The 24,942-nt window shown below is 39.5% G+C and carries 22 protein-coding genes and 1 riboswitch; of the genes, 14 read left to right on the plus strand and 8 right to left on the minus strand.

Features of this window, described 5'->3' with window-relative positions:
* The first annotated feature begins 3 nt into the window (after positions 1–3).
* On the plus strand, positions 4–759 hold the full coding sequence (kdsB, locus tag A6B40_RS09405) for a 3-deoxy-manno-octulosonate cytidylyltransferase (RefSeq protein WP_176672226.1): 756 nt from the start codon (positions 4–6) through the stop codon (positions 757–759).
* Positions 760–838: 79 nt separating this feature from the next.
* Here kdsB and A6B40_RS09410 read toward each other — a convergent pair whose 3' ends face one another.
* A complete protein-coding gene (locus A6B40_RS09410; RefSeq protein ID WP_025216843.1) occupies positions 839–1,825 on the minus strand; it encodes an amidohydrolase family protein in 987 nt (328 codons plus the stop codon).
* Positions 1,826–2,097: 272 nt separating this feature from the next.
* Positions 2,098–2,241: riboswitch (TPP riboswitch) on the plus strand.
* 44 nt (positions 2,242–2,285) lie between these two features.
* Here A6B40_RS09410 and thiB point away from each other — a divergent pair.
* From thiB to folK, 4 genes are all read left to right on the plus strand, one after another.
* The gene (gene thiB / locus A6B40_RS09415) at positions 2,286–3,239 is read left to right on the plus strand and encodes a thiamine ABC transporter substrate binding subunit (RefSeq protein WP_176672227.1); all 954 of its coding nucleotides are present in this window, start codon (positions 2,286–2,288) and stop codon (positions 3,237–3,239) included.
* A 247-nt stretch (positions 3,240–3,486) separates the two neighbouring features.
* On the plus strand, positions 3,487–3,936 hold the full coding sequence (gene dksA / locus A6B40_RS09420; RefSeq protein ID WP_025216845.1) for an RNA polymerase-binding protein DksA: 450 nt from the start codon (positions 3,487–3,489) through the stop codon (positions 3,934–3,936).
* 75 nt (positions 3,937–4,011) lie between these two features.
* On the plus strand, positions 4,012–5,517 hold the full coding sequence (gene pcnB, locus A6B40_RS09425; RefSeq protein WP_236966866.1) for a polynucleotide adenylyltransferase PcnB: 1,506 nt from the start codon (positions 4,012–4,014) through the stop codon (positions 5,515–5,517).
* Between the two features lie 52 nt (positions 5,518–5,569).
* Complete coding sequence (gene folK / locus A6B40_RS09430) at positions 5,570–6,043, plus strand: 2-amino-4-hydroxy-6-hydroxymethyldihydropteridine diphosphokinase (RefSeq protein ID WP_176672229.1); 474 nt, start codon at positions 5,570–5,572, stop codon at positions 6,041–6,043.
* On the opposite strand, the gene A6B40_RS09435 is transcribed toward folK, so the two are convergent.
* Genes A6B40_RS09435 through A6B40_RS09445 form a run of 3 tightly spaced genes read right to left on the minus strand, consistent with a single transcriptional unit; the run spans position 6,040 to position 9,785 of the window.
* Positions 6,040–6,234: a YnbE family lipoprotein gene (locus tag A6B40_RS09435; RefSeq protein WP_025216848.1), complete on the minus strand. Its 195-nt coding sequence runs from the start codon at positions 6,232–6,234 to the stop codon at positions 6,040–6,042. The genes folK and A6B40_RS09435 overlap by 4 nt on opposite strands.
* Positions 6,235–6,250: 16 nt before the next feature.
* Entirely contained in the window at positions 6,251–8,962 is a 2,712-nt protein-coding gene (locus tag A6B40_RS09440) for a YdbH family protein (RefSeq protein WP_176672230.1), read from the minus strand.
* Positions 8,963–8,966: 4 nt separating this feature from the next.
* Positions 8,967–9,785, minus strand: a complete 819-nt coding sequence (locus tag A6B40_RS09445) for a hypothetical protein (protein WP_176672231.1) — start codon at positions 9,783–9,785, stop codon at positions 8,967–8,969.
* Between the two features lie 91 nt (positions 9,786–9,876).
* Between A6B40_RS09445 and gloA the strand changes: the two genes are divergently transcribed.
* The 4 genes from gloA to A6B40_RS09465 all read left to right on the plus strand — a co-directional run bounded on the left by gloA (position 9,877) and on the right by A6B40_RS09465 (position 16,013).
* Positions 9,877–10,284, plus strand: coding sequence for a lactoylglutathione lyase (gloA, locus tag A6B40_RS09450; RefSeq protein ID WP_025216851.1), 408 nt, complete (start codon positions 9,877–9,879; stop codon positions 10,282–10,284).
* An 82-nt stretch (positions 10,285–10,366) separates the two neighbouring features.
* Positions 10,367–11,050, plus strand: a complete 684-nt coding sequence (rnt, locus tag A6B40_RS09455; RefSeq protein WP_025247414.1) for a ribonuclease T — start codon at positions 10,367–10,369, stop codon at positions 11,048–11,050.
* A gap of 306 nt (positions 11,051–11,356) precedes the next feature.
* Complete coding sequence (locus tag A6B40_RS09460) at positions 11,357–13,117, plus strand: transferrin-binding protein-like solute binding protein (RefSeq protein WP_176672232.1); 1,761 nt, start codon at positions 11,357–11,359, stop codon at positions 13,115–13,117.
* A gap of 91 nt (positions 13,118–13,208) precedes the next feature.
* Positions 13,209–16,013: a lactoferrin/transferrin family TonB-dependent receptor gene (locus A6B40_RS09465; RefSeq protein ID WP_176672344.1), complete on the plus strand. Its 2,805-nt coding sequence runs from the start codon at positions 13,209–13,211 to the stop codon at positions 16,011–16,013.
* Between the two features lie 100 nt (positions 16,014–16,113).
* On the opposite strand, the gene fis is transcribed toward A6B40_RS09465, so the two are convergent.
* From fis to sixA, 3 genes are all read right to left on the minus strand, one after another.
* On the minus strand, positions 16,114–16,410 hold the full coding sequence (gene fis, locus A6B40_RS09470) for a DNA-binding transcriptional regulator Fis (RefSeq protein WP_006247967.1): 297 nt from the start codon (positions 16,408–16,410) through the stop codon (positions 16,114–16,116).
* A 32-nt stretch (positions 16,411–16,442) separates the two neighbouring features.
* The gene (gene dusB, locus A6B40_RS09475) at positions 16,443–17,405 is read right to left on the minus strand and encodes a tRNA dihydrouridine synthase DusB (protein WP_025216855.1); all 963 of its coding nucleotides are present in this window, start codon (positions 17,403–17,405) and stop codon (positions 16,443–16,445) included.
* A gap of 219 nt (positions 17,406–17,624) precedes the next feature.
* Positions 17,625–18,113 carry a phosphohistidine phosphatase SixA gene (sixA, locus tag A6B40_RS09480; RefSeq protein ID WP_138317584.1) on the minus strand — a complete coding sequence of 163 codons (489 nt, stop codon included), beginning with the start codon at positions 18,111–18,113 and terminating at the stop codon, positions 17,625–17,627.
* Positions 18,114–18,237: 124 nt separating this feature from the next.
* On the opposite strand from sixA, the gene pyk reads away from it, so the two are divergent.
* The 4 genes from pyk (at position 18,238) to tyrA (ending at position 23,263) form a co-directional block, all read left to right on the plus strand.
* Positions 18,238–19,677: a pyruvate kinase gene (pyk, locus tag A6B40_RS09485; RefSeq protein ID WP_025216857.1), complete on the plus strand. Its 1,440-nt coding sequence runs from the start codon at positions 18,238–18,240 to the stop codon at positions 19,675–19,677.
* A gap of 97 nt (positions 19,678–19,774) precedes the next feature.
* Complete coding sequence (locus tag A6B40_RS09490; RefSeq protein ID WP_176672233.1) at positions 19,775–20,812, plus strand: glycosyltransferase family 9 protein; 1,038 nt, start codon at positions 19,775–19,777, stop codon at positions 20,810–20,812.
* A 37-nt stretch (positions 20,813–20,849) separates the two neighbouring features.
* Positions 20,850–21,914 carry a 3-deoxy-7-phosphoheptulonate synthase gene (locus A6B40_RS09495; protein ID WP_176672234.1) on the plus strand — a complete coding sequence of 355 codons (1,065 nt, stop codon included), beginning with the start codon at positions 20,850–20,852 and terminating at the stop codon, positions 21,912–21,914.
* Positions 21,915–22,141: 227 nt separating this feature from the next.
* Positions 22,142–23,263 carry a bifunctional chorismate mutase/prephenate dehydrogenase gene (tyrA, locus tag A6B40_RS09500; RefSeq protein WP_176672345.1) on the plus strand — a complete coding sequence of 374 codons (1,122 nt, stop codon included), beginning with the start codon at positions 22,142–22,144 and terminating at the stop codon, positions 23,261–23,263.
* A gap of 113 nt (positions 23,264–23,376) precedes the next feature.
* On the opposite strand, the gene recF is transcribed toward tyrA, so the two are convergent.
* Positions 23,377–24,462, minus strand: coding sequence for a DNA replication/repair protein RecF (gene recF, locus A6B40_RS09505; protein WP_176672235.1), 1,086 nt, complete (start codon positions 24,460–24,462; stop codon positions 23,377–23,379).
* Positions 24,463–24,600: 138 nt separating this feature from the next.
* Here recF and A6B40_RS09510 point away from each other — a divergent pair, with 138 nt between their 5' ends.
* Positions 24,601–24,939: a YbaB/EbfC family nucleoid-associated protein gene (locus A6B40_RS09510; protein ID WP_025216862.1), complete on the plus strand. Its 339-nt coding sequence runs from the start codon at positions 24,601–24,603 to the stop codon at positions 24,937–24,939.
* Positions 24,940–24,942: the final 3 nt, after the last annotated feature.

Below are 24,942 nucleotides of genomic sequence, written 5' to 3' on the forward strand. Positions count from 1 at the left end.
ACTATGAACTTCACCGTAATTATTCCAGCTCGCTATGCCTCGAGCCGTTTACCTCGCAAACCGTTGTTGGATATTGCCGGCAAACCGATGATTCAACACGTTTGGGAAAAAGCTCAACAGGCTGGGGCGAGCCGTGTGATTATCGCCACCGATCACCCTGAAATTGAAGCTACCGCTAAAGCGTTCGGGGCGGAAGTCTGTATGACTTCTGACAAACACAATTCCGGCACCGAGCGTTTGGCAGAAGTGATCGACAAAATGCAGATTGCGGATAACGACATCATCGTTAATATTCAAGGCGATGAGCCGTTAGTGCCACCGGTGATTGTGGAACAAGTGGCTCGCAATTTAGACGCCTACCAAGTGAATATGGCAACCCTTGGTGTGAAGTTGGAAACTCGAGAGGAATTATTCAATCCGAACGCCGTAAAAGCAGTAGCGGATAAAAACGGAATGGCTCTTTATTTTTCCAGAGCCAGCATTCCGTTTGCTCGTGACAGCTTCCCAGATTGCGATGATGCTTTCGTGGCAAGCCAAAATTACTTACGCCATATCGGGATTTACGCTTACCGTGCCGGTTTTGTGAAGCAATATGTAGCGTGGCAACCAACCGCATTGGAACAGTTGGAATCATTAGAACAGCTGCGTGCGTTATGGTACGGAGAGAAAATTTATATCGAGCTAGCAAAAGAAGCTCCACAAGTTGGGGTGGATACGCCGGAAGATTTGGAACGAGTGCGAGCGATTTTGGCCGGCTAGGTAGTGGCTGCAAGCGGTCAATTTTTCTCTGAATTTTGCAAAAGGCGAACTGATGTTCGCCTTTTAACGTTTTTGGAAACTAAATTAATCCCAATACTTTCCGCCCGTTGATGCTGGCAATATTCGCCATTTCTTCAAGATTGGTGAAGCGGCAACCTGCCGAAAGTAAGCTCAATTCCTGCCACATATCCCCCTCGCACAGTGGCACCATATAGTCGCAGATATTATCCGTGCCAACCGCCACCGTAATGCCTTCGGGAATCAGCTCATCGGCTGGGGTTAAAGCGTTGTGGAACGGCTGCAAATCCTCTTTTCTGCCGCTATCGATCCATGCCATCGGGCAGGCGATCACCATCATTTGGCTATCTCGCATTTTTTGGTAGAGCATTTTGCGGTACTCTTTCGGGTGAGAGCCAATCGAAATGCCGTGAATTGCCACCACTCGCCCCTGCATTCCGTGTTCGATGGCTTTATCACAAAGCTGTTCCGTCTCTTTCTCTTTTGGCGAGTTGAATTGATCGACGTGAACGTGCAACATTTTGCCGAGCGATTTCGCTTTGTCCATCAAAATATCCATCGCCTCTAAGCCTTTACCGTAATCCAGCTCATCACGGTAAGGTAAGCCGCCGATCATATCCACCATTTCTGAACCGATGTCGAACCACTTTTTCGCCGTGGGTTCGATCACACCTTTTAAGGTTTGGTTAGCGAATTTCAAAATGATGTCGTTTTTATACACTTCACGGGCTTTGTGGGCGGCGATGATCGCTCTGTCTTCGCATACTTGGTCGATATCCACGAAAGTACCGAATGCCGTGACCCCTTGCGAAATCATCAACTCAATGGCTTGTGAAAAGCGGCGGTAGTAATCATCTACGCTGGAGTTGCGTTTTACTTCGTCCACTAAATCCCACTTCTGCTGCAAATTCGCATTTTGATAAACGGTGATTTTCTCCGGTGTCATCGTAAACGCTCGGTCTGCGTGGGCGTGCGCATTAACCCAACCGCCTTTTTTGATGATCTCATCTCGAATATGGCTTTTCAGGGTGCGAATTAGCTGGCTCATTGATATTCTTCCTCTTATAAAATGTAGTATTTGCAAAATTTAGGCGAAAAAAAACCGCTTAAAAAAGCGATTTTGAAATAAATATGAAATGAATAAAAAAACAGCCACGCCTCGAAATACGAAGCGTAGCTGCATGGAATTTGGTGTTGTCAAAATTGGATAATTCATTTCTAGTTCCTTGTTTGGACTAGGGCGGTAGTATAATGGCTTTTTACATGAAAAGCAAACGGTTGCTTGCTGTTGAAATTTTCCGATAAAGTTTTTACAATGCAGCGTTCTCATTGGGGTGCTGCAAGCGGTTTAATTTGTATAAAAATTTACAAATTTTCTATAAGAACTAACTGCTTGTGGCTGAGAAATACCCATAGAACCTGATCTGATTAATATCAGCGTAGGGATTTGAGATTGCAATTTGCCTTTCTTAAATCCTTCTATTCATTGATTTTTAGAAGGACGTTTTATGAAATTCATTTTATCTTCACTTGTACTGCTTAGCGCTGCCACTTCCGCTAACTCACCGACACTCACGGTTTATACCTATAGCTCTTTTGCTTCTGAATATGGACCTGCACCTAAGTTGGAACAAAATTTCGAGAAAGAGTGTAACTGTGATTTAAAATTTATACCACTTGATGATAGTGTAACGATGTTTAATCGTGTGCGTTTGGAAGGTGAAAAAACGAAAGCAGATGTGGTATTAGGCATTGATAATTTTCTTCAACCTGAAGCCGAAAAAAGTGGTTTATTTACAGAATTTGAGGCTAAAACAAAGCTAGAAATTAAAGATAAAATTTTCTTCCCGTATGATACAGGTTCTTATGCCTTTATTTACGATAAAGAAAAGCTGAAAAACCCACCAAAAAGTTTGAAAGAGTTGGTTGAACGCCAAGACTTAAAAATTATCTATCAAGACCCTAGGACCAGTAGCGTTGGGCGTGGTTTCTTAATGTGGATAAATCAAGTATATGGTGATGAGGCTCCAAATGCGTGGAAAGCATTGGCAAAACATACGGTCACGGTGGGCAAAGGTTGGTCTGAAACCTATGGTGCATTCCTGAAAGGCGAGTCAGATTTAGTGTTAAGTTACACAACATCGCCTTTATATCATAAGTGGCACGAAAACACCGATAAATATGTGGCAGCTCCATTCGAGGAAGGGCATTTAGTACAAGTCGAAAATGCAGCTATTGTGAAAACGACAAAGCAAAAAGCATTGGCAAATCAATTTCTGGAGTTTTTACACAACCCACAGGCACAACATATCATCTCTTATCATAATGTGATGAGCCCTGTGATAAAAGAAGGTGTTGATCCTGCGTTTTCAGAGATGCCTGAATATAAATCGTTAGAATTTACCCCAGTTTCTCAGCAGACTATTCAAAAATGGCTCTCTGAATGGTCGAAAAGCTGGTAAAATTTACTTAGTATCTTAGTATAGAATAGCCGAATTTTTATTCGGCTGTTATTTTTTATCAAATTAATTGAAGATAATACAAAAATTTTGCAAATTTGTTTGTGAGTAAACCAATTTTGTGTTATTTATAGCCGCCATTACTAAAAACCCGAAGATGTTGATTTTTTCGTGTAGTGCGGTTACAAGGAAGTTAAGTTGTATTCGGGTGATAATTTAAACAATAAAATTCCACACAAGGAGTAAATCTATGACTCAAGCGGCTAAAACCACCTCTCTCGGTTTATTAGCATTAGCAGGTGTTAAGCCTTACGAGCCAGCAAAAGATGAAGAATATATGAATGAAGCTCAACGTGAGCATTTCAAAAAAATTCTGACAGCATGGCACGGGCAAATTATGGAAGAAGCAGAGCGAACTAAAAGTCAGCTTCAAGAAGATATGACTAATTTTGCTGATCCTAATGATCGTGCAAGCCAAGAAGAAGAGTTTAGCCTTGAACTTCGTAATCGTGATCGCGAACGTAAATTATTGAAAAAAATTGAGCAAACGCTACATAAAATTCAAGAAGATGATTACGGATTTTGTGAGACCTGTGGTGTTGAGATCGGCATTAAACGTCTAGAAGCTCGTCCAACTGCAGATTTATGTATAGATTGCAAAACATTGGCTGAAATTCGTGAGAAGCAGCTAGGTTTATAATCAAGTAACATAATGCCTCTTTTATAAGAGGCATTTACTATTTAGAGGTGTATTATTTTTAATTATATTAAATCCTTGTTTTCCAAACCGAAAAAGCAAGAAAAGGAAAATAAGCTAGAAGTTGGGTCAAGAGTAGAGAAAACCAATAAATCAAGTCGCTCTAAACGTTCAGCACCTAAATTAACAGAACAAAAAAGTCATAAAAAAGGTAGTAAAGGTCATCAAGCAGATGTGCCTTCTCATCTCCTACATAAAAAATTTACGGTAAGTGCTGCTCAATACGGCATTAGTCCAAAGGATTTCCCTAAAAATGCCCTTTCTATTGTAGATAAATTACATCTTGCAGGATTTGAAGCCTATATTGTTGGCGGTTGTATCCGTGATTTATTACTTGAGAAAAAACCAAAAGATTTCGATATTGCCACCAATGCTCGTCCAGAAGAAATTCAACGTATTTTTGGCAGACAATGCCGCTTGATTGGTCGTCGTTTCCGCTTAGCTCATATTGTTTACGGGCGTGAAATTTTTGAGGTAGCAACTTTCCGTGCAGGACACGAATCACATCGTAACGATAAAATTTCCAAAGTAAGTGATGAAGGAATGTTGTTGCGTGATAATGTGTATGGCACATTAAGAGATGATGCAGAACGCCGTGATTTTACCGTCAATGCGTTATATTACGACACAAAACGTAACTTGATTTTTGATTTCTTCAACGGTATTGAAGATTTACAAGCAGGCAAATTATCGCTAATTGGCGAACCAGCTATTCGCTATCAAGAAGATCCTGTGCGTATGCTCAGAGCGATTCGCTTTATGGCGAAGTTGGATATGTTCCTTGATAAAGCAGCAGAAGCTCCAATTCGTGATATGGCGGTACTTTTAACGAATATACCAGCTGCTCGTTTATTTGATGAATCACTCAAATTATTACAAACAGGAGCAGGTCTAAAAACCTATCAATTATTGCGTGAATACAATTTGTGGCAATTCTTGTTCCCTGTGCTAACGCCATTTTTTACCCCGAAAGGGGATTCAAATGCTGAGCGTATGATTAATAAAGCATTAGCCTCAACGGATGAACGCATTGCGGATAAATTACCTGTTAATCCTGCTTTCTTATTTGCTGCACTGCTTTGGTATCCATTACGTGAAAAAATGGAACAGCTTAAAAATGAAGGAGGTTTCAACAGCCACGATGCAATGATGTTAGCAGCAAACGATATCTTAGCTGATAGCTGTAAAGCAGTTGCTCTGCACCGTCGCCATACTTCGGTTATTCGTGATATTTGGGCATTGCAATTTCAAATGATGAAACGTAGTGGCAACCGCCCGAAACAAACGCTGGAACATATCAAATTCCGTGCAGGCTTTGACTTGCTAGTGATGCGTGCGGAGATTGAAGGTGGAGATTTAGTTGAACTTTCTGCTTGGTGGCACGAATACCAATTCAGCAATGAGGGGCAACGTGGTGAGTTGTTAAAATCGGTTCGTCATTTGCCTAATGTTCAGCCTGAAGCGAAGAAAAAACGCCGCCGTAGAACGTTTAAGAAAAAAACGAAAACATCTAAAACTGAATAATGTTGTAGGGGCGAAAAATCTTTCGCTCCTACTTTTTTAGGAAAGGAAAATTATGCAAACTGTCTACATCGCCTTAGGCTCAAACCTTGATAATCCTCTCGAACAGCTTAAACAATCGGTCGAAAAATTAAAAAAATTTGCAATTCATTTTGAAATTAGCCCATTTTATGGCTCAAAACCGGTTGGACCGCAAGATCAGCCTGATTATGTGAATGCCGTAGCGAAATTTGAAACCGAATTATCGCCAACTGAATTGCTAGATAAGTTACAAAGCATTGAAAATGAGCAGGGCAGAGTGCGTTTACGCCGTTGGGGCGAGCGGACGTTGGATTTGGATATTATTTTATACGGCAATGAGCAAATTCAAACCGAGCGTTTGAACGTGCCACATATTGAGATGAAAAATCGTGAATTCGTGATTGTGCCGATGTTTGATTTAAGTCCGGATCTCGTGTTACCGACAGGAGAAAAGTTAGCCGATATTTATCAGCAATTTAAAGATCACCAAATGGCAACCTTTAACTAATTTTTCGTTTTATTTTCACTTTTCGTGATCACCGCACGGGATTTTTCGTCCATCTTCACATCAATGCGGTGATCTACTACTACATTCATATTAATGGTTATCCCATCAGCAGGCGTTTCGAGCTGCACTTTGGGTGTACAAGCGGTCAAATTTAGCAAAAAAATTGCAAAACAAAATGAGGCTGTTTTCATTTTTCTTCCGTTATTTTTATTCATCATCTAATTTTTGGTAGAGATAATTTTCTAGCTTTTGCTCAAATTGTGAGCTGTAGTTAATTAATTTCCACAAATCAAACATATTTTCTCGGTGATTATAGTTTAAATTCACTTTGGATTGATCTTGGTTAGACGATAATTTTAATTTTCCGTCCAACACTAAATCGCCTTTCGGGCCAACATTAATCAGACTACGAAAATCATTAATCGTGCTTTTATCCACTAAATGTAGCAAAATTTGTTCGGTGTAACCACTTTTCTTCATTTCTGAAAGCAATTCAGGAGTAAAGGTTAAATAAGAAGTTTCTGCTTGCGTGAGTAAGCCATCACAAATATAACAAGGCTTGCCGCTTAGCCAAAATGGCAAAGTGGCGTTGGCTTTGCCTTTTAGATCGATTTGTTGGTATTGCATAAATTGTAAAATTTTCTCAAAATCTAGCCGCTCTAAATTGAGATAAGCAATCTCGGTTTGTGGTAAAGCAAAACGTTTTACATTGAGTTTACCACCAAATAATTCAAAGGATAGCTTATTTAAATTGAGTGGCTTAGATTTATTGTAAGGATAATACCCATTAATTTTCATTGAGGCATTATCAAGGGCTAAATCACCTAGTTTGACTTGTGCAACTTTAACATCAATGGGTTTTTTGACCCCAAAATGAAAACGTCCGTTTTGATAACGGTAGGGCAGCGCAAATTCAATACCTTTCGCCTCGCCATCGGGCAAGGATAATCCTCCATTGCGAATAGCTAAATGTCCGCCTGCAATTAATCCCTTTTGCGAGCTGGCGGTAAAGGCGGTTTCGCCACGAATTGTGCCGTTATTAATTACCCATTGGCTACGGAATGGAAAAAGTGGCTGAAAACCGTGTGCAGATTGTTCTGGCCAATAAAGTTTGCCGATAATTTGGCTGGCATCTGCGGTTAGTTGGCGATGAGCAAATAATCTCAGTGGACCGAGTTCGGTGCTACTTATAGTACCTTTGAAATTAAGATTTTCCAACTCGCCACTAAAAGCCAGTTTTGCTTGTGGTTTTGGTAGTCCTCCGCCGTAATCAAAGGTAATTTCAGGCGATTTGAGCTGCATAGCTCCATCAAGTGTGAATTTTTTGATATTGAATTTAATTGCTTGAGTGTTGGTTAGCTCTGTTTTAGGAATGGTTGTGCCATCAAGCCTCACAGAGGATAAATCTCCCCTTAATTCGTTGAGTTGAACAATATTTTTATGCCATTGCCCTCGTCCACTTAAATTGACTTTGCTATTAAGGGCTTTAAGGTTTGAGCTTCCCCAAATTCGCCATTTCCAGCTGTCTTTAATTGCCTTAGGGTCTTTCGGATCTTGGAAGAAATCCAACGCACCCGCTTTAAAATTTTGAGCTTGTCCATCTAAATGGAATTCAATATTTTTAAAGTCAGGACTTTGCCCCCGCAAAATAGCGTGTAGTCGCCCGTGAATGCCGTATTTATCTATTTTGATCCCTGCAAGCGGAAAGCGTAAATCTTCAATCGTTAAATAACGCTCTTGCCCTGTCAAACGAAGAAGGGAAGTAGGTAAAAATTTCAGGGCTAAATCATCGTAATTACCTTGAAAATCCAGAGGAATGCTGCTGTATAAAATAAAGTTACCTTGCTTGATATTACCCGTTAAACGCAGCGGTAAATTCAACCCTTGTTCGGTAATTTCTCCCTCCGAGTTGGATATAACAATATTACCTTTCCCCCAACTATTTTGGGAAAGTAAGCTGATACGAATAGCGATTTTGAGGGGAAAAAATGGCTCATTGGTAAAAGATTGTGGTGTAAATTTCGCCGTAACAAAACCGTGCAGCGGAAAGCGTTCGGTTAAGCTCCAGTCAAAACGCCCTTGTTTAATTTCTAGGCTTTTTCCATCAAACAGAAAAGGGAAATCGAGCTTATCATTTTCAGCATTATTAAGGCTTGCTTGCCAGTTACCCTCAAGTTGTTGTTGGGCATTTTTCTGCCAATTTAAAGTTGAATGCCCTGTTTGTAAGGCTTTGGTGGCAATGATTTCATTGGGCAGCTGCCAGTGATATTCTGCAAAAAGGGTGGGTGGGAGAGTGAGGAAATTATCCTCAATTTCAGCAGAAAAGGTAAGTTTATGCTGCTCTTGTTCACTCGGCTGATAAGTTAAATCGGCATTCAATTTGCCGTTTGCAAAAAATGCGGAAAAATCGACCGCTTGTTGGGCCAATGCTGCCTTGATTTTCCCATCAAACAATGAAAGTTTTAAAGCAGCTTGTTGCTCTAATAACTGGATAATTCTTGGATTAAAATTTGCTGGCAGATTTTTCCAATTAAGCGACTGAATGGTTGCTTCGCCATCAGGAATAACTGCCAGTAATGCTTTTAGCGAAGTCTCGGAATTATTTTCTGATTGCGGTAAGAGTGATAGGCAGTGGTAGTCAATGTCTAATTTTTCAACAAATAGATGGTTTTGCTTAATCCAAGTGAGATCCGTTTTATCTGTACTAATCAGCGGGCAATCTCGATAAGAAAGTTGAAATTGTGAAACTGATGAACCTTGCCAATTCAGGTTTAACCCTTGTGGAAGTTGTACTTTCCAATCTTTTGGTAAAATCCAGTTAATGGGAATAGCTAGTTGGGCATTAGGTACGAATAAAAAGGCAATCACCGCAATCAAGATTGCGGTAAATATGCCGAAAATTCTTAATGCCCATTTCATAAAATCAAACTACAACATTAGAAAAAGGATATAGCATCGCAAGCAGTGTTGCGACACTCCAAGCGGTCGGATTTTTAATATTTTTTCCAAGTAACAGCCACGCCAACATCAATAAAATTATAAATTGGGCGATGAAATAGAGAATAAATGAGAGCAAAGGCATTTCTGGCATAATTTGCAAGTGTTGATATAACACAAATGATGACCAGCAGTAGTTAAGTATTAAGGCAATTAACGCCGCTTTTACCAATAATTTTAAGAAAATCTCTAAGCGGCTTTTTGCCAACATTAAGTACCAGCCAGCGAGTAAAATGCCGAGCAGCACTTGGGCAAAGTTATTAGCACGAATTCCGTTAAATAGTGAGGGCAGTTCAATCCAATAAATCGCTAAATATTGAATAATGCCAATTGCTACAATGCCAAAGCCACAATAGATCAACGTGTTATATAATGGTTCATCTTCTGGTAGGCGGAAATAAATTAAGCAAGATAAAATAGCAGCAAAACTGGCAATCGCCATTGGGTTATATTTAGGCGTGAAGCCAATCGAATAAATAAAATTTCCGACGGCAAAAATTAGTAAGAAAGGCAGAATAAAGGTTAAACGGCTGGTTTGCCCACGACAAATTTCACCTTTCCATAACACTAAAATAGCAATAAAAGAAGTAACAAAAAACGCTAATAAGTAAGGGGAGATAAAAATAGTATTATCTGGAGCAGAGTAAAAATTAAGTGCCATTTCAATAAATAACATTAACACCATCGGCAAGGCGGCGTGTGTGGCAATTTCAAGTTTTGATGGGCTGTCGTGATCGTGAGCCATAAATAATCCTAAAAAATGGAAAGAAAATGATTTTAGGCACAAATTATGCCATAATACGCAATACTTTTTAACTTCAAGGGGGAAAGAAAATATGCGAATTTTACACACAATGTTACGCGTTGGAGATTTAGAGCGTTCAATCAAATTCTATACCGAAGTATTAGGTATGCGTTTGTTACGCAGAAGCGAGAACGAGCAATACAAGTACTCTTTAGCATTCTTAGGCTATGCTGATGAAAGCGAAAGTGCAGTTATTGAGCTAACTTACAACTGGGGCGTAGATAGCTACGAGCTAGGCACGGCTTATGGTCATATCGCATTAGGCGTTGATGATATTTATCAAACGATTGAAGATGTGCGTGCAGCAGGCGGCAAAATTACTCGTGAGCCAGGCCCTGTATTAGGTGGCACAACAGTAATTGCCTTTGCTGAAGATCCAGATGGTTATAAAATTGAATTTATTGAAAACAAAAATGCGACAGCTGCATTAGGAAACTAATTCCTTTTACCTATTCACAAGCGGTCGGATTTGTAAAAAATTTTGCAAATCAGACCGCTTGTATTTTTAAGTTGAAAATAAAATGGAAAATATAACTGAATCTACCCCTCAATCGATTACACAACCAACGGATTATAATCTATTAAAAAATCGCTTTCGTGGCTATTTGCCCGTTGTGATTGATGTTGAAACCGCAGGGCTAAATGCTCAAACTGATGCGTTATTAGAACTGGCAGCAATTACGGTTAAAATGGATGAAAACGGCTACTTAGTGGAAGATCAAAAGTGCCATTTCCATATCAAACCGTTTGAGGGGGCGAATATTAATCCTGAATCGCTCAAATTTAACGGCATTGATATTGATAACCCACTGCGTGGTGCAGTGGCAGAAAATATTGCCATTCCCGAAATGTTTAAAATGGTGCGTAGAGCAATGAAAGAACAAGGCTGCCAACGTGCGGTAATTGTTGCTCACAATGCAGCATTCGATCAGGGCTTTTTACAAGCAGCAATTAAACGGATTAACGCCAAACGTGATCCCTTCCACCCTTTTGCAATGTTTGATACTGCAACTCTTGCAGGTTTTATGTACGGACAAACGGTGTTAGTTAAAGCCTGCCAAGCCGCGAAGATCAGCTTTGATGGGCATCAAGCCCACTCCGCACTCTATGATACTGAAAAAACCACCGAACTATTTTGTGCAATGGTCAATAAGCTAAAAGAGTTAGGCGGATTTCCACCTGTGTCGGTAGAAGAACATCTATAATTTGGAAAGTGAAACAGTGATTTTATCTGCCCGTTACATTATATGTAACGGGCAGATTTTTTTATTGTTATTACATTCAAGTCAGTAAATTAATTACCTTACCCTATTTCTTTACTTTTTCCCTTATAGTGTGGAGATCGCTAGCATAGTTAGCTCATTTATTTATACTCAAAGCGTTAGCTACATCTCTCTCCTTCCTGCTTAATTAAAAGCATTAACATGCTGCAAAATAAGTTCAAACCTTTACATTAGTTTATATAATAAATAAAATGATAATGATTATTATTTTATTTAAAAGGAGACACTATGTTTAAACTTAAAAGCGGCTTTGTGCTGCTTAATGCAGCGTTACTTACTGCTTGCTCAGCAAATGGTGGAAGTTTTGATGTTCAATCATCTAAAGCTGAATCTCATACGTCAAATGTACCTCAAAAACCAAGTTTACAAGATGATAATAGCAGCGCAAGACGTACAGTAAATAGTACTGAAGCTGCAGTTCTATTGAAGCCAGGATTTGGTTTTTCAGCCAAAATTCCGCGTCGTAATCTACAACCTTTTTCGAAAGGAGGTGAAGAAGTAGCTCCTATTGGTGATATAACGGAGATTACTGGAGATATAACCAAAATTCCGTATGAAGAAGAGGTAAAAGCGTACGGTAGTAGTGATGACGGATTTAGTCATACTCATGATGGTAAGCACAAACTACATACAAGAGATTTTAATTTTGTCCGTTCCGGCTATGTATTGCACTCTGGTGCAAAACCTGAAAGGGAGGCTAAAGATATTTTTAGAATAGGTGCACATGGGTATGTTTACTATTTAGGTACTGAGCCTGCAAAAGCAATGCCAGCCCAAAAAGCTACTTATAATGGGTACTGGGATTTTACTACTGATGCAAGAAAAGGGAAAGATAACAAGTATTTTAATAATTCAGCAGCAGGTATAAACATTGGTGCAACGCCGGAAAATAGGCACGATGTTAATGTGGATGACCCTACAAAACCAATGGGGCATACAGGCGAGTTTACTGCTGATTTTACTAATAAAACTTTAACTGGAACATTAGTAAGTAATGGTTATGTTAGTCGTACTACAGAGCAAGAAATTACACCAATGTACTACATAGATGCCAAAATTAAAGGCAATCGCTTTGCAGGTAAAGCAAATGCAAAAAATCCCAATGATCCTTATTTTGGTAAAAGTTCTACTACGCTTGAAGGGGGATTTTTTGGCGGAGAGGCTCAAGAACTCGCCGGTAAATTCTTAGCGGATGATAAGTCAATATTTGTTGTTTTTGCAGGCAAACGGGATGCAAAAGAAAATGATAGCGAAAGAACCTTTGATGCTCTCAAAATTAACTTGAAAGACTTGAGTAAAACTGAAATGGATACTTTCGGGAATGCGACACATTTGATTATTAATAATCAGCAAATTCCTCTTATCGCAGAAGGTAAAAATAGCTTTTCCGAAATGAAATTTGATGATGTGGTTACCCGTACTATAAATGGTAAAACGTATCGAATTTCAGTTTGTTGTAATAATTTAGACTATGTCAAATTTGGGACTTACAATGTAGAAAACGATAATGATAGTGCTCATCAATATTTAGTGGGTGAACGTACAGCAGTGATGGATTTACCAAGCGGGATGGTGCAATATCGCGGAACTTGGAATGGGATAATGCGTAGCAAATCCGGTCCGGTAGGAGCTGAGTCACCAAGTAATAGTGAAAGTGGCACTCGCTCACTCTTTGATGTAGATTTTGCCAATAAAAAAATCAATGGCAAATTGATTGCTAATGATGGCGTTGAAGAACGTCCAATGCTAACACTTGAAGGTGAAGTGAAAGCTAATGGTTTTGCAGGGACTGCCAAAACGAGTGATTCTGGTTTTAATCTTGATCCGAAAAGTACCAATGGTGGCACGGTAGTACATATCAATACCCAATTTGAAGGGGGTTTTTATGGTCCCAAAGCAACTGAATTAGGTGGTATTGTGCATAGTGCAGAAACGGATAAAGATAAAGTCAGTATTATGTTTGGCGGTAAACGTCAAATAGAAAAATAATCATAATTTCTTCGCTCGTTTCACTTAAGCAAGCGGGTTATTTTTTATAAAAATTTGCAAAATTAAATAAAGGAGATCCTACTTAATGATAATGAAATATCATCATTTTCGCTATTCAACCATTGCGTCAGCGGTGTTGTTTGCACTTTCCCATTCATATAGTGCGGCGACTGAAAATGAAAAAATGACAGAAAATAGTGATGTGGCTGTTTTAGACGAAGTTATTGTAACAGAAAGTCGTTACGCTCACGAACGTCAAAACGAGGTAACCGGCTTAGGAAAAGTTGTTAAAAATTATAGTGAGATGAGTAAAAATCAAATTCTTGGGATTCGTGATTTAACTCGCTATGATCCCGGGATTTCGGTTGTTGAACAAGGTAGAGGGGCTAGTAGTGGTTATGCTATTCGAGGAGTAGATAAAAACCGAGTTGCTATGTTAGTTGATGGTCTACCACAAGCACAGCATTATAATACTCTTGGCTCAAGTGCTAATGGTGGGGCGATAAATGAAATCGAATATGAGAATATTCGCTCAATTGAATTAAGTAAAGGGGCAAGCTCTGCTGAATATGGCTCTGGTGCTCTCGGTGGAGCAATTAGTTTCCGCAGTAAAGATGCTCAGGATGTAATTAAAGATGGACAACAGTGGGGATTAGATACTAAGACCGCTTATACCAGTAAAAATAGCCATTTTTTACAATCTATTGCCGCTGCGGGAGAAGCCAACGGATTTGAAGCCCTTGTAATTGCGACCCATCGTAACGGTAAAGAGACTAAAGTCCACTCTGAAGCCAATAAACTACATCATAATATTCAACGTATCACCGGTTTTGAAAATCGCTATGATCTTTACCCCGGGTCTGCACAAAATGCTCCTGGAGGATCATTTTTTATCGTAGAGGATGCTTGTCCAACATTGGATTGCACCCCACGAGCAACCGTTAAATTGAATCGTGATAATTTCCCGTTTAGAAAAGCACCGGAATATACTTCCGAAGAACGTAAACAGATTGAGCAAATTCCTTATCGTACTGAGCAGTTATCTGCTAAAGAATATACAGGTAAAGAGCGTATTGCACCAAATCCTTTGGATTATAAGAGCAATTCTGTTTTCGTGAAGTTAGGTTATCATTTTAATTCTTCTCATTATCTTGGTACGGTTTTAGAAGATACGAAGCAGCGTTATGATATACGTGATATGCAAACGCCGGCTTACTACACAAAAGATGATGTTAATATTAAGCTAGATAATCTATGGAGTAAGAACCCTGTTTATGAAGGTAATAATATTTTAGATGGCTTAGTATTTGATAGAAGTATCCCTTATGGGCTGCGTTATAGCCGTGTAAAATTTTTTGATGAACATCATCATAAACGTCGTTTAGGTTTCAATTATCAATACAAGCCGGAAAATAATCGTTGGCTGGATAGTTTTAAACTCATTGCTGATAAACAAAATATTGAGTTATATAGCCGTATGCACCGCTTGCATTGTAGCGATTATCCGAACGTTGATAAAAATTGCCGCCCTAGCTTGGATAAAGCTTGGTCTATGTATCAAACTGAACGCAATAATTATCAAGAAAAACACCGCTTGATCCGCTTAGAATTTGATAAAGCATTTACTGCTGGGCAAGGGATATTTAAACAGACTCATAAGATGAATTTTAGCCTTGGCTTTGATCGTTTTAATTCTCTAATGAACCACGGTGATATGTATGCCCAATACACCAAAGGCGGATATATCAATATTCGCGGCAGAGGACGATTAGATGATCCTTATATCTATCGACGCCTTCCACGTAGTATTGAAACTGTATCATTATGTGACAATAAACATGGCGGTATTTTAAACTGCGAACCTCGTAAAATTAAAGGAGACAGCCGTTTTGTCAGCTTCCGTGATTTAATAACTAGCGAGTATGTTGATCTTGGCTTAGGGGTACGTTTTGATCAACATCGATTTAAATCTGATGATCTATGGACACTTAGTCGAACTTATCGAAATTGGTCTTGGAATGGTGGTATCACGCTCAAACCAAGCGACTTTGTTGCACTTTCATACCGTATTTCCAATGGATTTAGAGTACCGGCTTTCTACGAACTTTATGGTAAACGAACTCATATTGGCTTAATTGATAATGAATATGTGCAAAATGAGCAACGCAACCACCGCTTAGAGCCGGAAAAATCAATGAATCATGAAATGGGGGTAAGTTTTAAAGGGCAATTTGGTTATATTGATGTGAGCTATTTCCGAAATAATTATCGGAATATGATCGCAACGGCTTGTAAAAAACTCACACATAAGAAATCCGAATGTTTCTATAACTACCATAATATTCAAGATGTGGTTTTAAATGGAGTGAATTTAATCGCCAAATTCGATCTACACGGTATTCTCTCACTAATTCCTGATGGATTTTATTCTTCGGTAGCGTACAACCGTGTCAAAGTAAAAGATCGGAAACTCACCGACCAAAGATTGACCAGTGTAAATGATCCGATATTAGATGCGATTCAACCTGCTCGCTATGTGTTTGGATTTGGCTATGATCATCCCGAAGAAAAATGGGGGATTGGAATTACAACTACTTACTCTAGAGCTAAAAAAGCAGATGAGGTTTCAGGAACACGACACCACGGTATACATCGTGTTGATTTAGGCGGCAAGCTCACCAATTCTTGGTATACGCATGATATTACGGGCTATCTCAACTATAAAAACTATACTTTACGTGGCGGTATTTATAACGTAACTAATCGTAAATATTCCACTTGGGAGTCTGTACGCCAATCTAGTGTGAATGCAGTCAATCAAGACCAAGGTAGCAATTATACCCGATTTGCTGCTCCCGGACGAAATTTCAGTTTAGCATTTGAAATGAAGTTCTAGCTGTTTAAATAAACTAGAAAAAACGCTGAATGGTATATTCAGCGTTTTTTATTTGCTTAATTAATATACGAATTAAAATCGTTTTTTATGATGCTTAAGATTAGCCCATACCGTATTTTTTTAATTTTTTACGTAATGTGCCACGGTTAATGCCTAACATTGTTGCAGCACGAGTTTGGTTACCGCGAGTATATTGCATCACCATATCTAACATCGGGTGTTCGATTTCAGATAATACTAATTCGTATAATTCTGTTGGATCTTCACCATTTAATTGAGATAAATAGTTTTTTAATGCTGCTTTAACGTTATCGCGCAGAGGTTTATTAACCTGCTGTGCCTGTGCATTTAACATTGTTACTGTTAATGGGTTTTGTGTAGGTTGTTGTTCTAACATTTTTTTTTCTATCCAACGTTATTATTAAGATTCTAACGAATCGATTTAACAAAATCTTCTAATGCGTTTAATTGCTCTTTAGTTGAGCTTAACGTATTAAAAGTGCGTTTAAAATTTGATTCCGGTTGCAATTGTTCCACATACCAACCAACATGTTTACGGGCAATTCGATAGCCTTTATCTTCCCCATAAAATTGGTGTAAGTCTTCAATATGCTTAAACATCAGTTGATATTTTTCATTTTCGGGTAATGTGGAATATTGCCCAGTTTCAAAAAAATCGTTGATTTCCTTAAATAGCCAAGGATTTCCAAAACTACCTCGTCCGATCATCACTGCATCAGCATTAGTGTAATCTAAAACAGATTTCGCTTTTTCTGCTGAAATGATATCGCCATTGGCAATAATTGGAATGGATACGGCTTGTTTAACGGCTTTAATGCTTTCATATTCTGCCACGCCATTGAATAAACAACTGCGAGTGCGTCCATGAATAGTGAGGGCTTTAATGCCAGCTTGTTCTGCAATTTTGGCTATTGTCAGACAATTTCTATTTTCAGGATCCCAGCCTGTTCTAATTTTGAGAGTAACAGGTACATCAACGGCATTCACTACAGTATCTAATATTTGAGCGACTAATTCAGGCTCACGCAGCAGAGCAGAGCCTGCCATTTTTTTGTTTACCTTTTTCGCAGGACAGCCCATATTAATATCAATAATATCTGCCCCATACTCAACATTTACTTTTGCGGCTTCTGCCATCTCAAATGGGTCTGAACCTGCAATTTGCACAGCATTGATACCGATTTCTTCGTGATGTGCTAAACGCAATCTCGATTTCTCGGTATGCCATACATCAGGATTTGTGGACATCATTTCTGAAAACGTCAAACCTGCACCAAGTTGGCTACATAATCGGCGAAAAGGCTGGTCGGTAATACCTGCCATCGGTGCAAGGAAAATACGGTTTTTAATTTCATATTGTCCTATTTGCATTTTTAACCTTTTATTAACAAATTTGAAGTAATTTTAACCAGAGGGATATCCAAATAAAAAGTACGGCAAATACCGTACTTCTTTATTAATCATTTAGTTATCAGTTTTACTGATTTAGGGGGCGTATAATACGCATTTTTTAATCATTTTGGAAGTCTATAAATTAGACAATTTGCAAAAATAGTGAAAATATTTTTATTGACAATATAAAAAATAGGGCTAAATGTGTTTTATTTCAGCAACTTCGCCACTGTTTCCAAGCCAATGAATTTCCGCAATGGTGGAAGTTGGGAATTGCACATTGCTTTGATTATTCGTTAAGCGTTGGCTTAAATCGTAAACCAGTGGTAAATGAGAAATCAACAGAATATTTTTTGCCCCTTCTTCTCTTAAAAAATGGAGATAGTCTTCAATCACATAAGGGTTGCCATCTGGAGTAATTTCTTCCCACTCTTCAGTAAGATTTGCAAAATTTTGCGAAAAATTGACCGCTTGCATACCTGTAATGAGATTTTCAAGGGTTTGTTTAGCACGAAGGTAAGGGCTAACCAGAATTTTATCGAGTTTAATTTGTTTTCCGTTTAAATATTCGCCAAGCCATTTGCCTTGCGAAATAACATTTTTTATACCATTATTGGTTAAAGTGCGATCGGCGTCGTTTGGGGAATTAAAACTGGCTTCTCCGTGTCGCATAATCCAAATATTCATAATATTCTCCTTACTTGTATTTAAACTCTTGCCATTTAGGCGTATAATGACCCCCGTTTAACACATAATCAAGTGCTTAGAAAGATTTTAACTTATATTTTTAAATTTATTACGGAGTCAAATAATGTCTAGAAAACTCAGAAGAACCAAGATCGTTTGTACAATGGGGCCAGCAACAGATCGTGGCAATACGTTAGAAAAAATTATTGCTGCAGGTGCAAATATGGTGCGTATGAACTTCTCTCATGGTATTCCTGAAGATCATATTGAACGTGCAAATAAAGTGCGTGAAATTGCCTCAAGATTAGGTCGCCATGTTGCTATTTTAGGCGATTTACAAGGTCCTAAAATTCGTGTTTCGACTTTCAAAGATGGCAAAATTTTCTTAAACATTGGCGATAAATTTACCTTAGATGCAGATTTACCACGTGGCGAAGGTCATCAATATGCAGTAGGTTTAGACTATAAAAATCTACCAAACGATGTAGTACCGGGCGATATTCTGTTATTAGATGATGGTAATGTACAACTTAAAGTGTTAGAAGTTGAAGGTATGCGTGTTCATACTGAAGTAACCGTTGGTGGTCCTTTATCAAATAATAAAGGGATTAATAAATTAGGCGGTGGTTTATCAGCTCCTGCACTAACTGAAAAAGATAAAGAAGATATTAAATTAGCCGCGAAAATCGGTGTAGATTACTTAGCGGTTTCATTCCCACAATCAAGTGCGGATTTAGAATATGCTCGCCAATTAGCGAAAGAAGCAGGTTTAGATGCAAAAATCGTGGCAAAAGTTGAACGTGCAGAAACCGTTGGCACAGAAGAAGCAATGGACGACATCATTTTAGGTGCAGACGTAGTGATGGTTGCTCGTGGTGATTTAGGGGTTGAAATCGGTGATGCAGCATTAGTTGGCGTACAAAAACGTTTAATCCGTCGTGCTCGTAAATTAAACCGTGTGGTAATTACAGCAACACAAATGATGGAATCAATGATCAAAAAACCAATGCCAACCCGTGCAGAGGTTATGGACGTTGCGAACGCAGTATTAGATGGCACTGATGCAGTAATGCTTTCAGGCGAAACAGCAAACGGCGATTACCCAGTAGAAACAGTAAGATCAATGGCAGATGTATGTTTAGGTGCAGAGACGATGCCAAGCATCAATATTTCACGCCACCGTATGGAAGGTACATTTAAAACTATTGAAGAAGCGGTTGCAATGTCTGCAATGTACACAGCAAACCATTTAGAAGGTGTATCGGCAATTGTTTCATTAACACAATCAGGCGAAACTGCAAAATTAATGAGCCGTATCAGCTCTGGCTTACCAATTTATGCTCTTTCTCGTAACCAAAAAGCCTTGAACCTTTGTGCGTTATATCGTGGTGTAACACCAGTGCTTTACAATGAAGAAAGCCGTACAATGGATGGAGCGAAAAAAGCAATTTCTTTATTAAAAGAGCAAGGTTATTTATTAACAGGCGAATTAGTGCTTTTAACTCACGGTGATGAATTAAAAGCAGGTGGCACAAACACTTGCCGTATCTTAAGAGTTGAATAATCTCATCAATTAAAACCAAAAGCCACATAAAACACTTTATGTGGCTTTTTTTATGTCTTAATATAAGCTTATTTAATGTTTAACCTATTAGATCATTATGCCAAATAAACCACTCTCGATTTGTATTTTACGTCTATCAGCTATTGGTGATGTGTGTCATACTTTAGCTGTAGTACAAGCTATTCAGAGACATTATCCTTCTGCTGAAATCACTTGGATTATCGGTAAAACAGAAGCTGCTTTAATGAAAGATATCCCTAATGTGCAATTAATCCCTTTTGATAAGAAATTAGGGTGGAAAGAAATATTTACAGTGTGGAGCAGGCTTTCTCACAAGCGGTTTGATTTTTTACTTAATTTGCAAACTGCATTTCGGGCTTCAATGCTTTCGCTTGGTATTAAAGCTAATAAAAAAATCGGATTTAATAAAGACAGGGCAAGGGAAATGCAGTGGTTATTTACCAATCAGAAAGTAGAAATAATAAATTCCCCACATGTTCTTGATGGGCAAATGATGTTTGCGAAAGCCATTGGAGTAACAGATTTATCAGCAAAGTGGTATTTACCTGTGAATGATGAAGATTTAGATTATGGAAGGCAATTCATTGATTTTAATAGAAAAAATGTGCTAATTGCCCCTTGTTCAAGTAAAAAAGAGAAAGATTGGCTACCGGAAAGATATGCAGAAATTGCGAACTGGTTAAGTGAGCAAAATATCAATATATTAATTGCAGGTTCATCTTCTCAATATGAAATGGAAACAGCAAATAAAATTCAGCAACTTGCACCTAAATGCGTCAATATTGCAGGTAAAACCTCATTAAAACAACTTGCAGGTATTGTTCGTCAGGTTGATTTAGTGATCTCTTCAGATTCAGGCCCAGCCCATATTGCTACTACACAGAATACACCTGTTATTGGCTTGTACGCAATCCACAATCCAAGACGTACTGGGCCTTATCAAGATTTAGATAAAGTTGTGTCTGTATATGATGAAGCAATTTTGCAATCTTATGCTAAATCTTGGCAAGAACTCGCTTGGGCAACCAAAGCTAAAGGCAAAGATTGGATGGAAAAAATCAGTGTTGATATGGTTAAGCAAAAAATAGTTGAAACTTTAAAAATAAAGCTGTAAAGTGAGTGTAATTTAAGGTTTACACAAGGAAATAAAAATGAACACTGTATTTAATCAAGATAGCGTACATAATGTGAATATTCAAGATGAAAAAGTTTTACTTACCCCACAAGAACTAAAACAAGAGTTTCCATTGCCGGAACATTTACGCAAGCAAATTGAACGTTCGCGTAAAGAAATTTCCGATATTATCCACAAACATGATAAACGCCAATTAATTGTGATCGGACCTTGTTCGATTCACGACCCAGTCGCAGCGATTGAATACGGCAAAAAATTAAAGGCACTTTCAGACCAAGTTAGTGATCAACTTTACATTGTCATGCGTGTTTATTTTGAAAAACCTCGCACGACAGTGGGTTGGAAAGGCTTAATTAATGATCCTAAAATGGATGGCTCTTTTGATGTTGAAACGGGTTTGCGTATCGGACGTAAACTCTGCCTTGATTTAGCAGAACTCGGCTTACCGTTGGCAACAGAAGCTTTAGATCCAATGACGCCCCAATATTTGGCGGATCTCTTTAGCTGGTCTGCAATTGGAGCGAGAACCACTGAATCCCAAACTCACCGAGAATTAGCCTCAGGTTTATCAATGGCGGTCGGCTTCAAAAACGGTACAGACGGTGGCTTGGCGGTAGCGTTAAATGCGATGCAATCTTCAGCCCAAAGCCATCGTTTTATCGGTATTAACCAAAAAGGGCAAGTAACTTTGCTTAAAACCAAAGGCAATGCAGACGGACACATTATTTTACGCGGTGGCAAAACGCCTAATTATGAAAAACAATACGTTGATGACTGCGAATGGGTGCTCAAGCAAGCGAATTTGCCTACGGCGATTATGATCGATTGTAGTCACGGCAATTCAAATAAAGATTACCGCCGCCAACCGATAGTGGCAGAAAATGTATTGGAGCAACTACTTGCAGGTAATACTTCGATTATCGGTTTAATGATTGAAAGCAACTTGCACGCAGGTAATCAGTCGTCAGAATTGCCATTTAATGAGATGAAATACGGTGTTTCCATTACCGATGCTTGCATTGATTGGGAAACCACCGAAAATCTATTAACGCATTTTGCGGAAAAATTACGGAATAAATAATTTACAACAATAGCGAGTAGTTTTACTAAGCTCTCTCCCCTCTTTAGAAAAGAGGGGTCGGGGGAGATTTGATACGATTTTAAAATTTCGTATGAGCGTAAAATTACTTCTGCCACAAACGCTTGCGTTTGAACGTTGCTTTAGCAACGGTACGCAGTATGAGCGAAGCGAATAAATCTCCCCTAATCCCTCGTGGCTCAAAGAGGGGAAGTTATATTGGTAAAAATATGAACCCATTAGCCCCATTACGAGAACAAATCGACCAAGTCGATCAACAGCTTATCGACTTACTCTCCAAGCGTTTAGCTTTAGTTGCCGAAGTCGGCAAGGTAAAATCGGAGCACGGCATTCCGGTTTACGCCCCTGAGCGTGAAGCTGCAATGCTTGCCGCTCGCCGTGAAGAGGCGGAAAAAAACGGTATTTCGGCAGATTTAATCGAAGATGTTTTACGCCGTGTAATGCGTGAATCTTACGCTAACGAGAACAAGCACGGCTTCAAAACCGTTAATCCTAATGTGAAAAAAATCGTGATTGTGGGCGGTAAGGGCAAGCTCGGTGGCTTGTTCGGGCAGTATTTAACACTTTCCGGCTATCAGGTGGAAGCCCTCGGGCGAAACGATTGGGATCACGCTGAGCAGATTTTATCCGGTGCGGATGTAGTGATTGTCTGCGTGCCGATTGCCGACACCTTAAATACGATTGAGCGTTTGCAGCCGTATCTCACCGAAAATATGATTTTGGCGGATTTGACCTCGGTAAAACATCAACCGTTACAAAAAATGTTGGAAATTCACCATGGGGCAGTGGTGGGCTTGCACCCGATGTTCGGGCCTGATGTCGCAAGCCTCGCCAAACAGGTCATCGCCTGCTGCCACGGACGTTTTGCTGAGCGTTACGAATGGTTGATTGAGCAGATGAAAATTTGGGGAGCGAAAATTGAGCTGATTGATGCCAAAGAGCACGACCATTCAATGACCTATATTCAAGCGTTACGCCACTTTTCCACTTTTGCTTTTGGCTTGCACCTTTCCCGCCAGCCGGTGCAGCTTTCGCAATTATTGGCGTTATCTTCCCCGATTTACCGCTTGGAACTGGCAATGATCGGACGTCTATTCGCCCAAGACGGAGCCTTATATGCAGACATCATCGCCGACAAACCGGAAAATTTTGCGACTATCGAATCATTAAAAGAGAGCTTTGAGCAGAGTTTGGCGTTTTTCCAAAATAAGGATAAAGCCGGCTTTATCAAAGCCTTTGAAGAAGTTCATCAATGGTTTGGCGATTATTCCGAACAGTTCTTAAAAGAGAGCCGAGTTTTGCTACAACAGGCTCACGATTCTAGACGATAAATTTCAGATAGCACTAGCGTCCACGCTAGTACTATTTGATCTTCTGGTACGAGCGTGGACGCTCGCACCATCGAAGGGAATTCTTTTGCAAAATTTCCCCAAAATTCAGCCGCTTACAACGGCTGAATATTGCCGTTTTTTACCTCAAACAGACTATCATCAGCCCGGTCTTGCCACTGCATTTGGTTAAGTTGATCTTGAGTAATGGCTGTGACGAAAACTTGCGAGCCGCTTTCTCTTAAACGGTGGGCGAGCAGTTCACGTTTGGTTGGATCGAGTTCTGAGGCGAAGTCATCAATCAAAAACAGGCATTGGCGTTGCTTTTGAGCGACCAAATGTTCCCCTTGAGCTAGCCTTAAGGCACACATCAATAATTTTAACTGCCCACGGGAAAGCACATCTTCCACCGGCAAGCCGTTGGCTTTAAAACGGAAATCAGCTTTTTGAGCTCCGATCATTGTATAGCCGAGGGCTTTGTCACGTTCAAAGCCTTGTGCCAGAATGTCGGCGTAATCCGTTCCCTTTTCCCAACCTTGATGAAAACTTAAACCGATTTCCAATTCTGGCAAGAAAAATTGACAAGTTTTCTCAATTTCAGGGCGAAGAGCCTCGGCGTACGCTGCCCGCATTTCGCTTACCGCATAGGTCGTTTTCACCAGCTCAATATCCCACGCTTTCAGTTCTTGATAAGAGCGAACTTGCTGGAGGGCAGAATTTCGCTGTTTCAGCAGACGGCGGAGGTTCGTCCAATGGGTGTAGAAATCAGAATGTTGGTGGAACAACCCCCAATCTAAAAAAGCACGGCGGAAGCTCGGGCCGCCGTTTAGCAGCGTTAATCCCTCAGGGGTGATCATCTGCATTGGTAGCAAATGAGCCAAATCGGCAATTTTGTTGCCATCTTCGCCGTTGATTTTGAGAGTGGTATCGCCGCTTCGAGATTTCTGAATGCCAACCGACCAACTATGTTGAGCCTCATCAATTTTGCCGTGCAGCACAAAATCGTCTTTATCGTAGTGAATAATACGGTTGCTGATATGACTTTTAAACGAACGACCGTGTCCTAAATAGAAAATCGATTCCAACAAGCTCGTTTTACCGCTGCCGTTTGTACCCACTAAAAAGTTAAAGTGGGGGCTAAAGCCCAAATCGGCATTTTGGATATTGCGGAAATGATTAATCAGTAAACGGGTTAAAGCCATAAAAAAGTACAAGCGGTTAAAAATAGGCGTTATTTTACCAAATTTGCAAACTTTTGGGAAAAATTAACCGCTTGCACAACAGAAAAGCGTTCAGTAAAATGAACCGTTTATTTTATCGCTAAATTTAGAGGAAAAATTATGTTTGGAAAAGGTGGTTTAGGTGGCTTAGGCGGCTTAATGAAGCAGGCTCAGCAAATGCAAGAACGTATGCAAAAAATGCAAGAAGAGATCGCTCAACTTGAAGTAACTGGTGAGTCTGGTGCGGGTTTAGTAAAAGTAACCATTAATGGTGCTCACAACTGTCGCCGTATTGAGATCGATCCATCATTATTAGAAGATGATAAAGAAATGGTGGAAGATTTAGTGGCAGCAGCCTTTAACGATGCGGTTCGCCGTGCAGAAGAGATGCAAAAAGAGAAAATGGCAAGCGTAACGGCAGGTATGCAATTACCGCCGGGTATGAAATTCCCATTCTAAGCA

The organism is Mannheimia varigena (genome assembly GCF_013377235.1).
Taxonomy (GTDB): Bacteria; Pseudomonadota; Gammaproteobacteria; order Enterobacterales; family Pasteurellaceae; genus Mannheimia; species Mannheimia varigena.

What these genes read in the sequence shown, in the direction of transcription:
- rnt (WP_025247414.1), top strand. Translation starts at nt 10,367, where the DNA reads ATGGAAAATATAACTGAATCTACCCCTCAATCGATTACACAACCAACG.
- A6B40_RS09465 (WP_176672344.1), top strand. Translation starts at nt 13,209, where the DNA reads ATGAAATATCATCATTTTCGCTATTCAACCATTGCGTCAGCGGTGTTG.
- gloA (WP_025216851.1), top strand. Translation starts at nt 9,877, where the DNA reads ATGCGAATTTTACACACAATGTTACGCGTTGGAGATTTAGAGCGTTCA.
- dusB (WP_025216855.1), bottom strand. Translation starts at nt 17,405, where the DNA reads ATGCAAATAGGACAATATGAAATTAAAAACCGTATTTTCCTTGCACCG.
- sixA (WP_138317584.1), bottom strand. Translation starts at nt 18,113, where the DNA reads ATGAATATTTGGATTATGCGACACGGAGAAGCCAGTTTTAATTCCCCA.
- A6B40_RS09435 (WP_025216848.1), bottom strand. Translation starts at nt 6,234, where the DNA reads ATGAAAACAGCCTCATTTTGTTTTGCAATTTTTTTGCTAAATTTGACC.
- A6B40_RS09440 (WP_176672230.1), bottom strand. Translation starts at nt 8,962, where the DNA reads ATGAAATGGGCATTAAGAATTTTCGGCATATTTACCGCAATCTTGATT.
- A6B40_RS09490 (WP_176672233.1), top strand. Translation starts at nt 19,775, where the DNA reads ATGCCAAATAAACCACTCTCGATTTGTATTTTACGTCTATCAGCTATT.
- dksA (WP_025216845.1), top strand. Translation starts at nt 3,487, where the DNA reads ATGACTCAAGCGGCTAAAACCACCTCTCTCGGTTTATTAGCATTAGCA.
- thiB (WP_176672227.1), top strand. Translation starts at nt 2,286, where the DNA reads ATGAAATTCATTTTATCTTCACTTGTACTGCTTAGCGCTGCCACTTCC.
- A6B40_RS09495 (WP_176672234.1), top strand. Translation starts at nt 20,850, where the DNA reads ATGAACACTGTATTTAATCAAGATAGCGTACATAATGTGAATATTCAA.
- folK (WP_176672229.1), top strand. Translation starts at nt 5,570, where the DNA reads ATGCAAACTGTCTACATCGCCTTAGGCTCAAACCTTGATAATCCTCTC.
- recF (WP_176672235.1), bottom strand. Translation starts at nt 24,462, where the DNA reads ATGGCTTTAACCCGTTTACTGATTAATCATTTCCGCAATATCCAAAAT.
- A6B40_RS09445 (WP_176672231.1), bottom strand. Translation starts at nt 9,785, where the DNA reads ATGGCTCACGATCACGACAGCCCATCAAAACTTGAAATTGCCACACAC.
- A6B40_RS09410 (WP_025216843.1), bottom strand. Translation starts at nt 1,825, where the DNA reads ATGAGCCAGCTAATTCGCACCCTGAAAAGCCATATTCGAGATGAGATC.
- kdsB (WP_176672226.1), top strand. Translation starts at nt 4, where the DNA reads ATGAACTTCACCGTAATTATTCCAGCTCGCTATGCCTCGAGCCGTTTA.
- A6B40_RS09460 (WP_176672232.1), top strand. Translation starts at nt 11,357, where the DNA reads ATGTTTAAACTTAAAAGCGGCTTTGTGCTGCTTAATGCAGCGTTACTT.
- fis (WP_006247967.1), bottom strand. Translation starts at nt 16,410, where the DNA reads ATGTTAGAACAACAACCTACACAAAACCCATTAACAGTAACAATGTTA.
- A6B40_RS09510 (WP_025216862.1), top strand. Translation starts at nt 24,601, where the DNA reads ATGTTTGGAAAAGGTGGTTTAGGTGGCTTAGGCGGCTTAATGAAGCAG.
- pyk (WP_025216857.1), top strand. Translation starts at nt 18,238, where the DNA reads ATGTCTAGAAAACTCAGAAGAACCAAGATCGTTTGTACAATGGGGCCA.
- tyrA (WP_176672345.1), top strand. Translation starts at nt 22,142, where the DNA reads ATGAACCCATTAGCCCCATTACGAGAACAAATCGACCAAGTCGATCAA.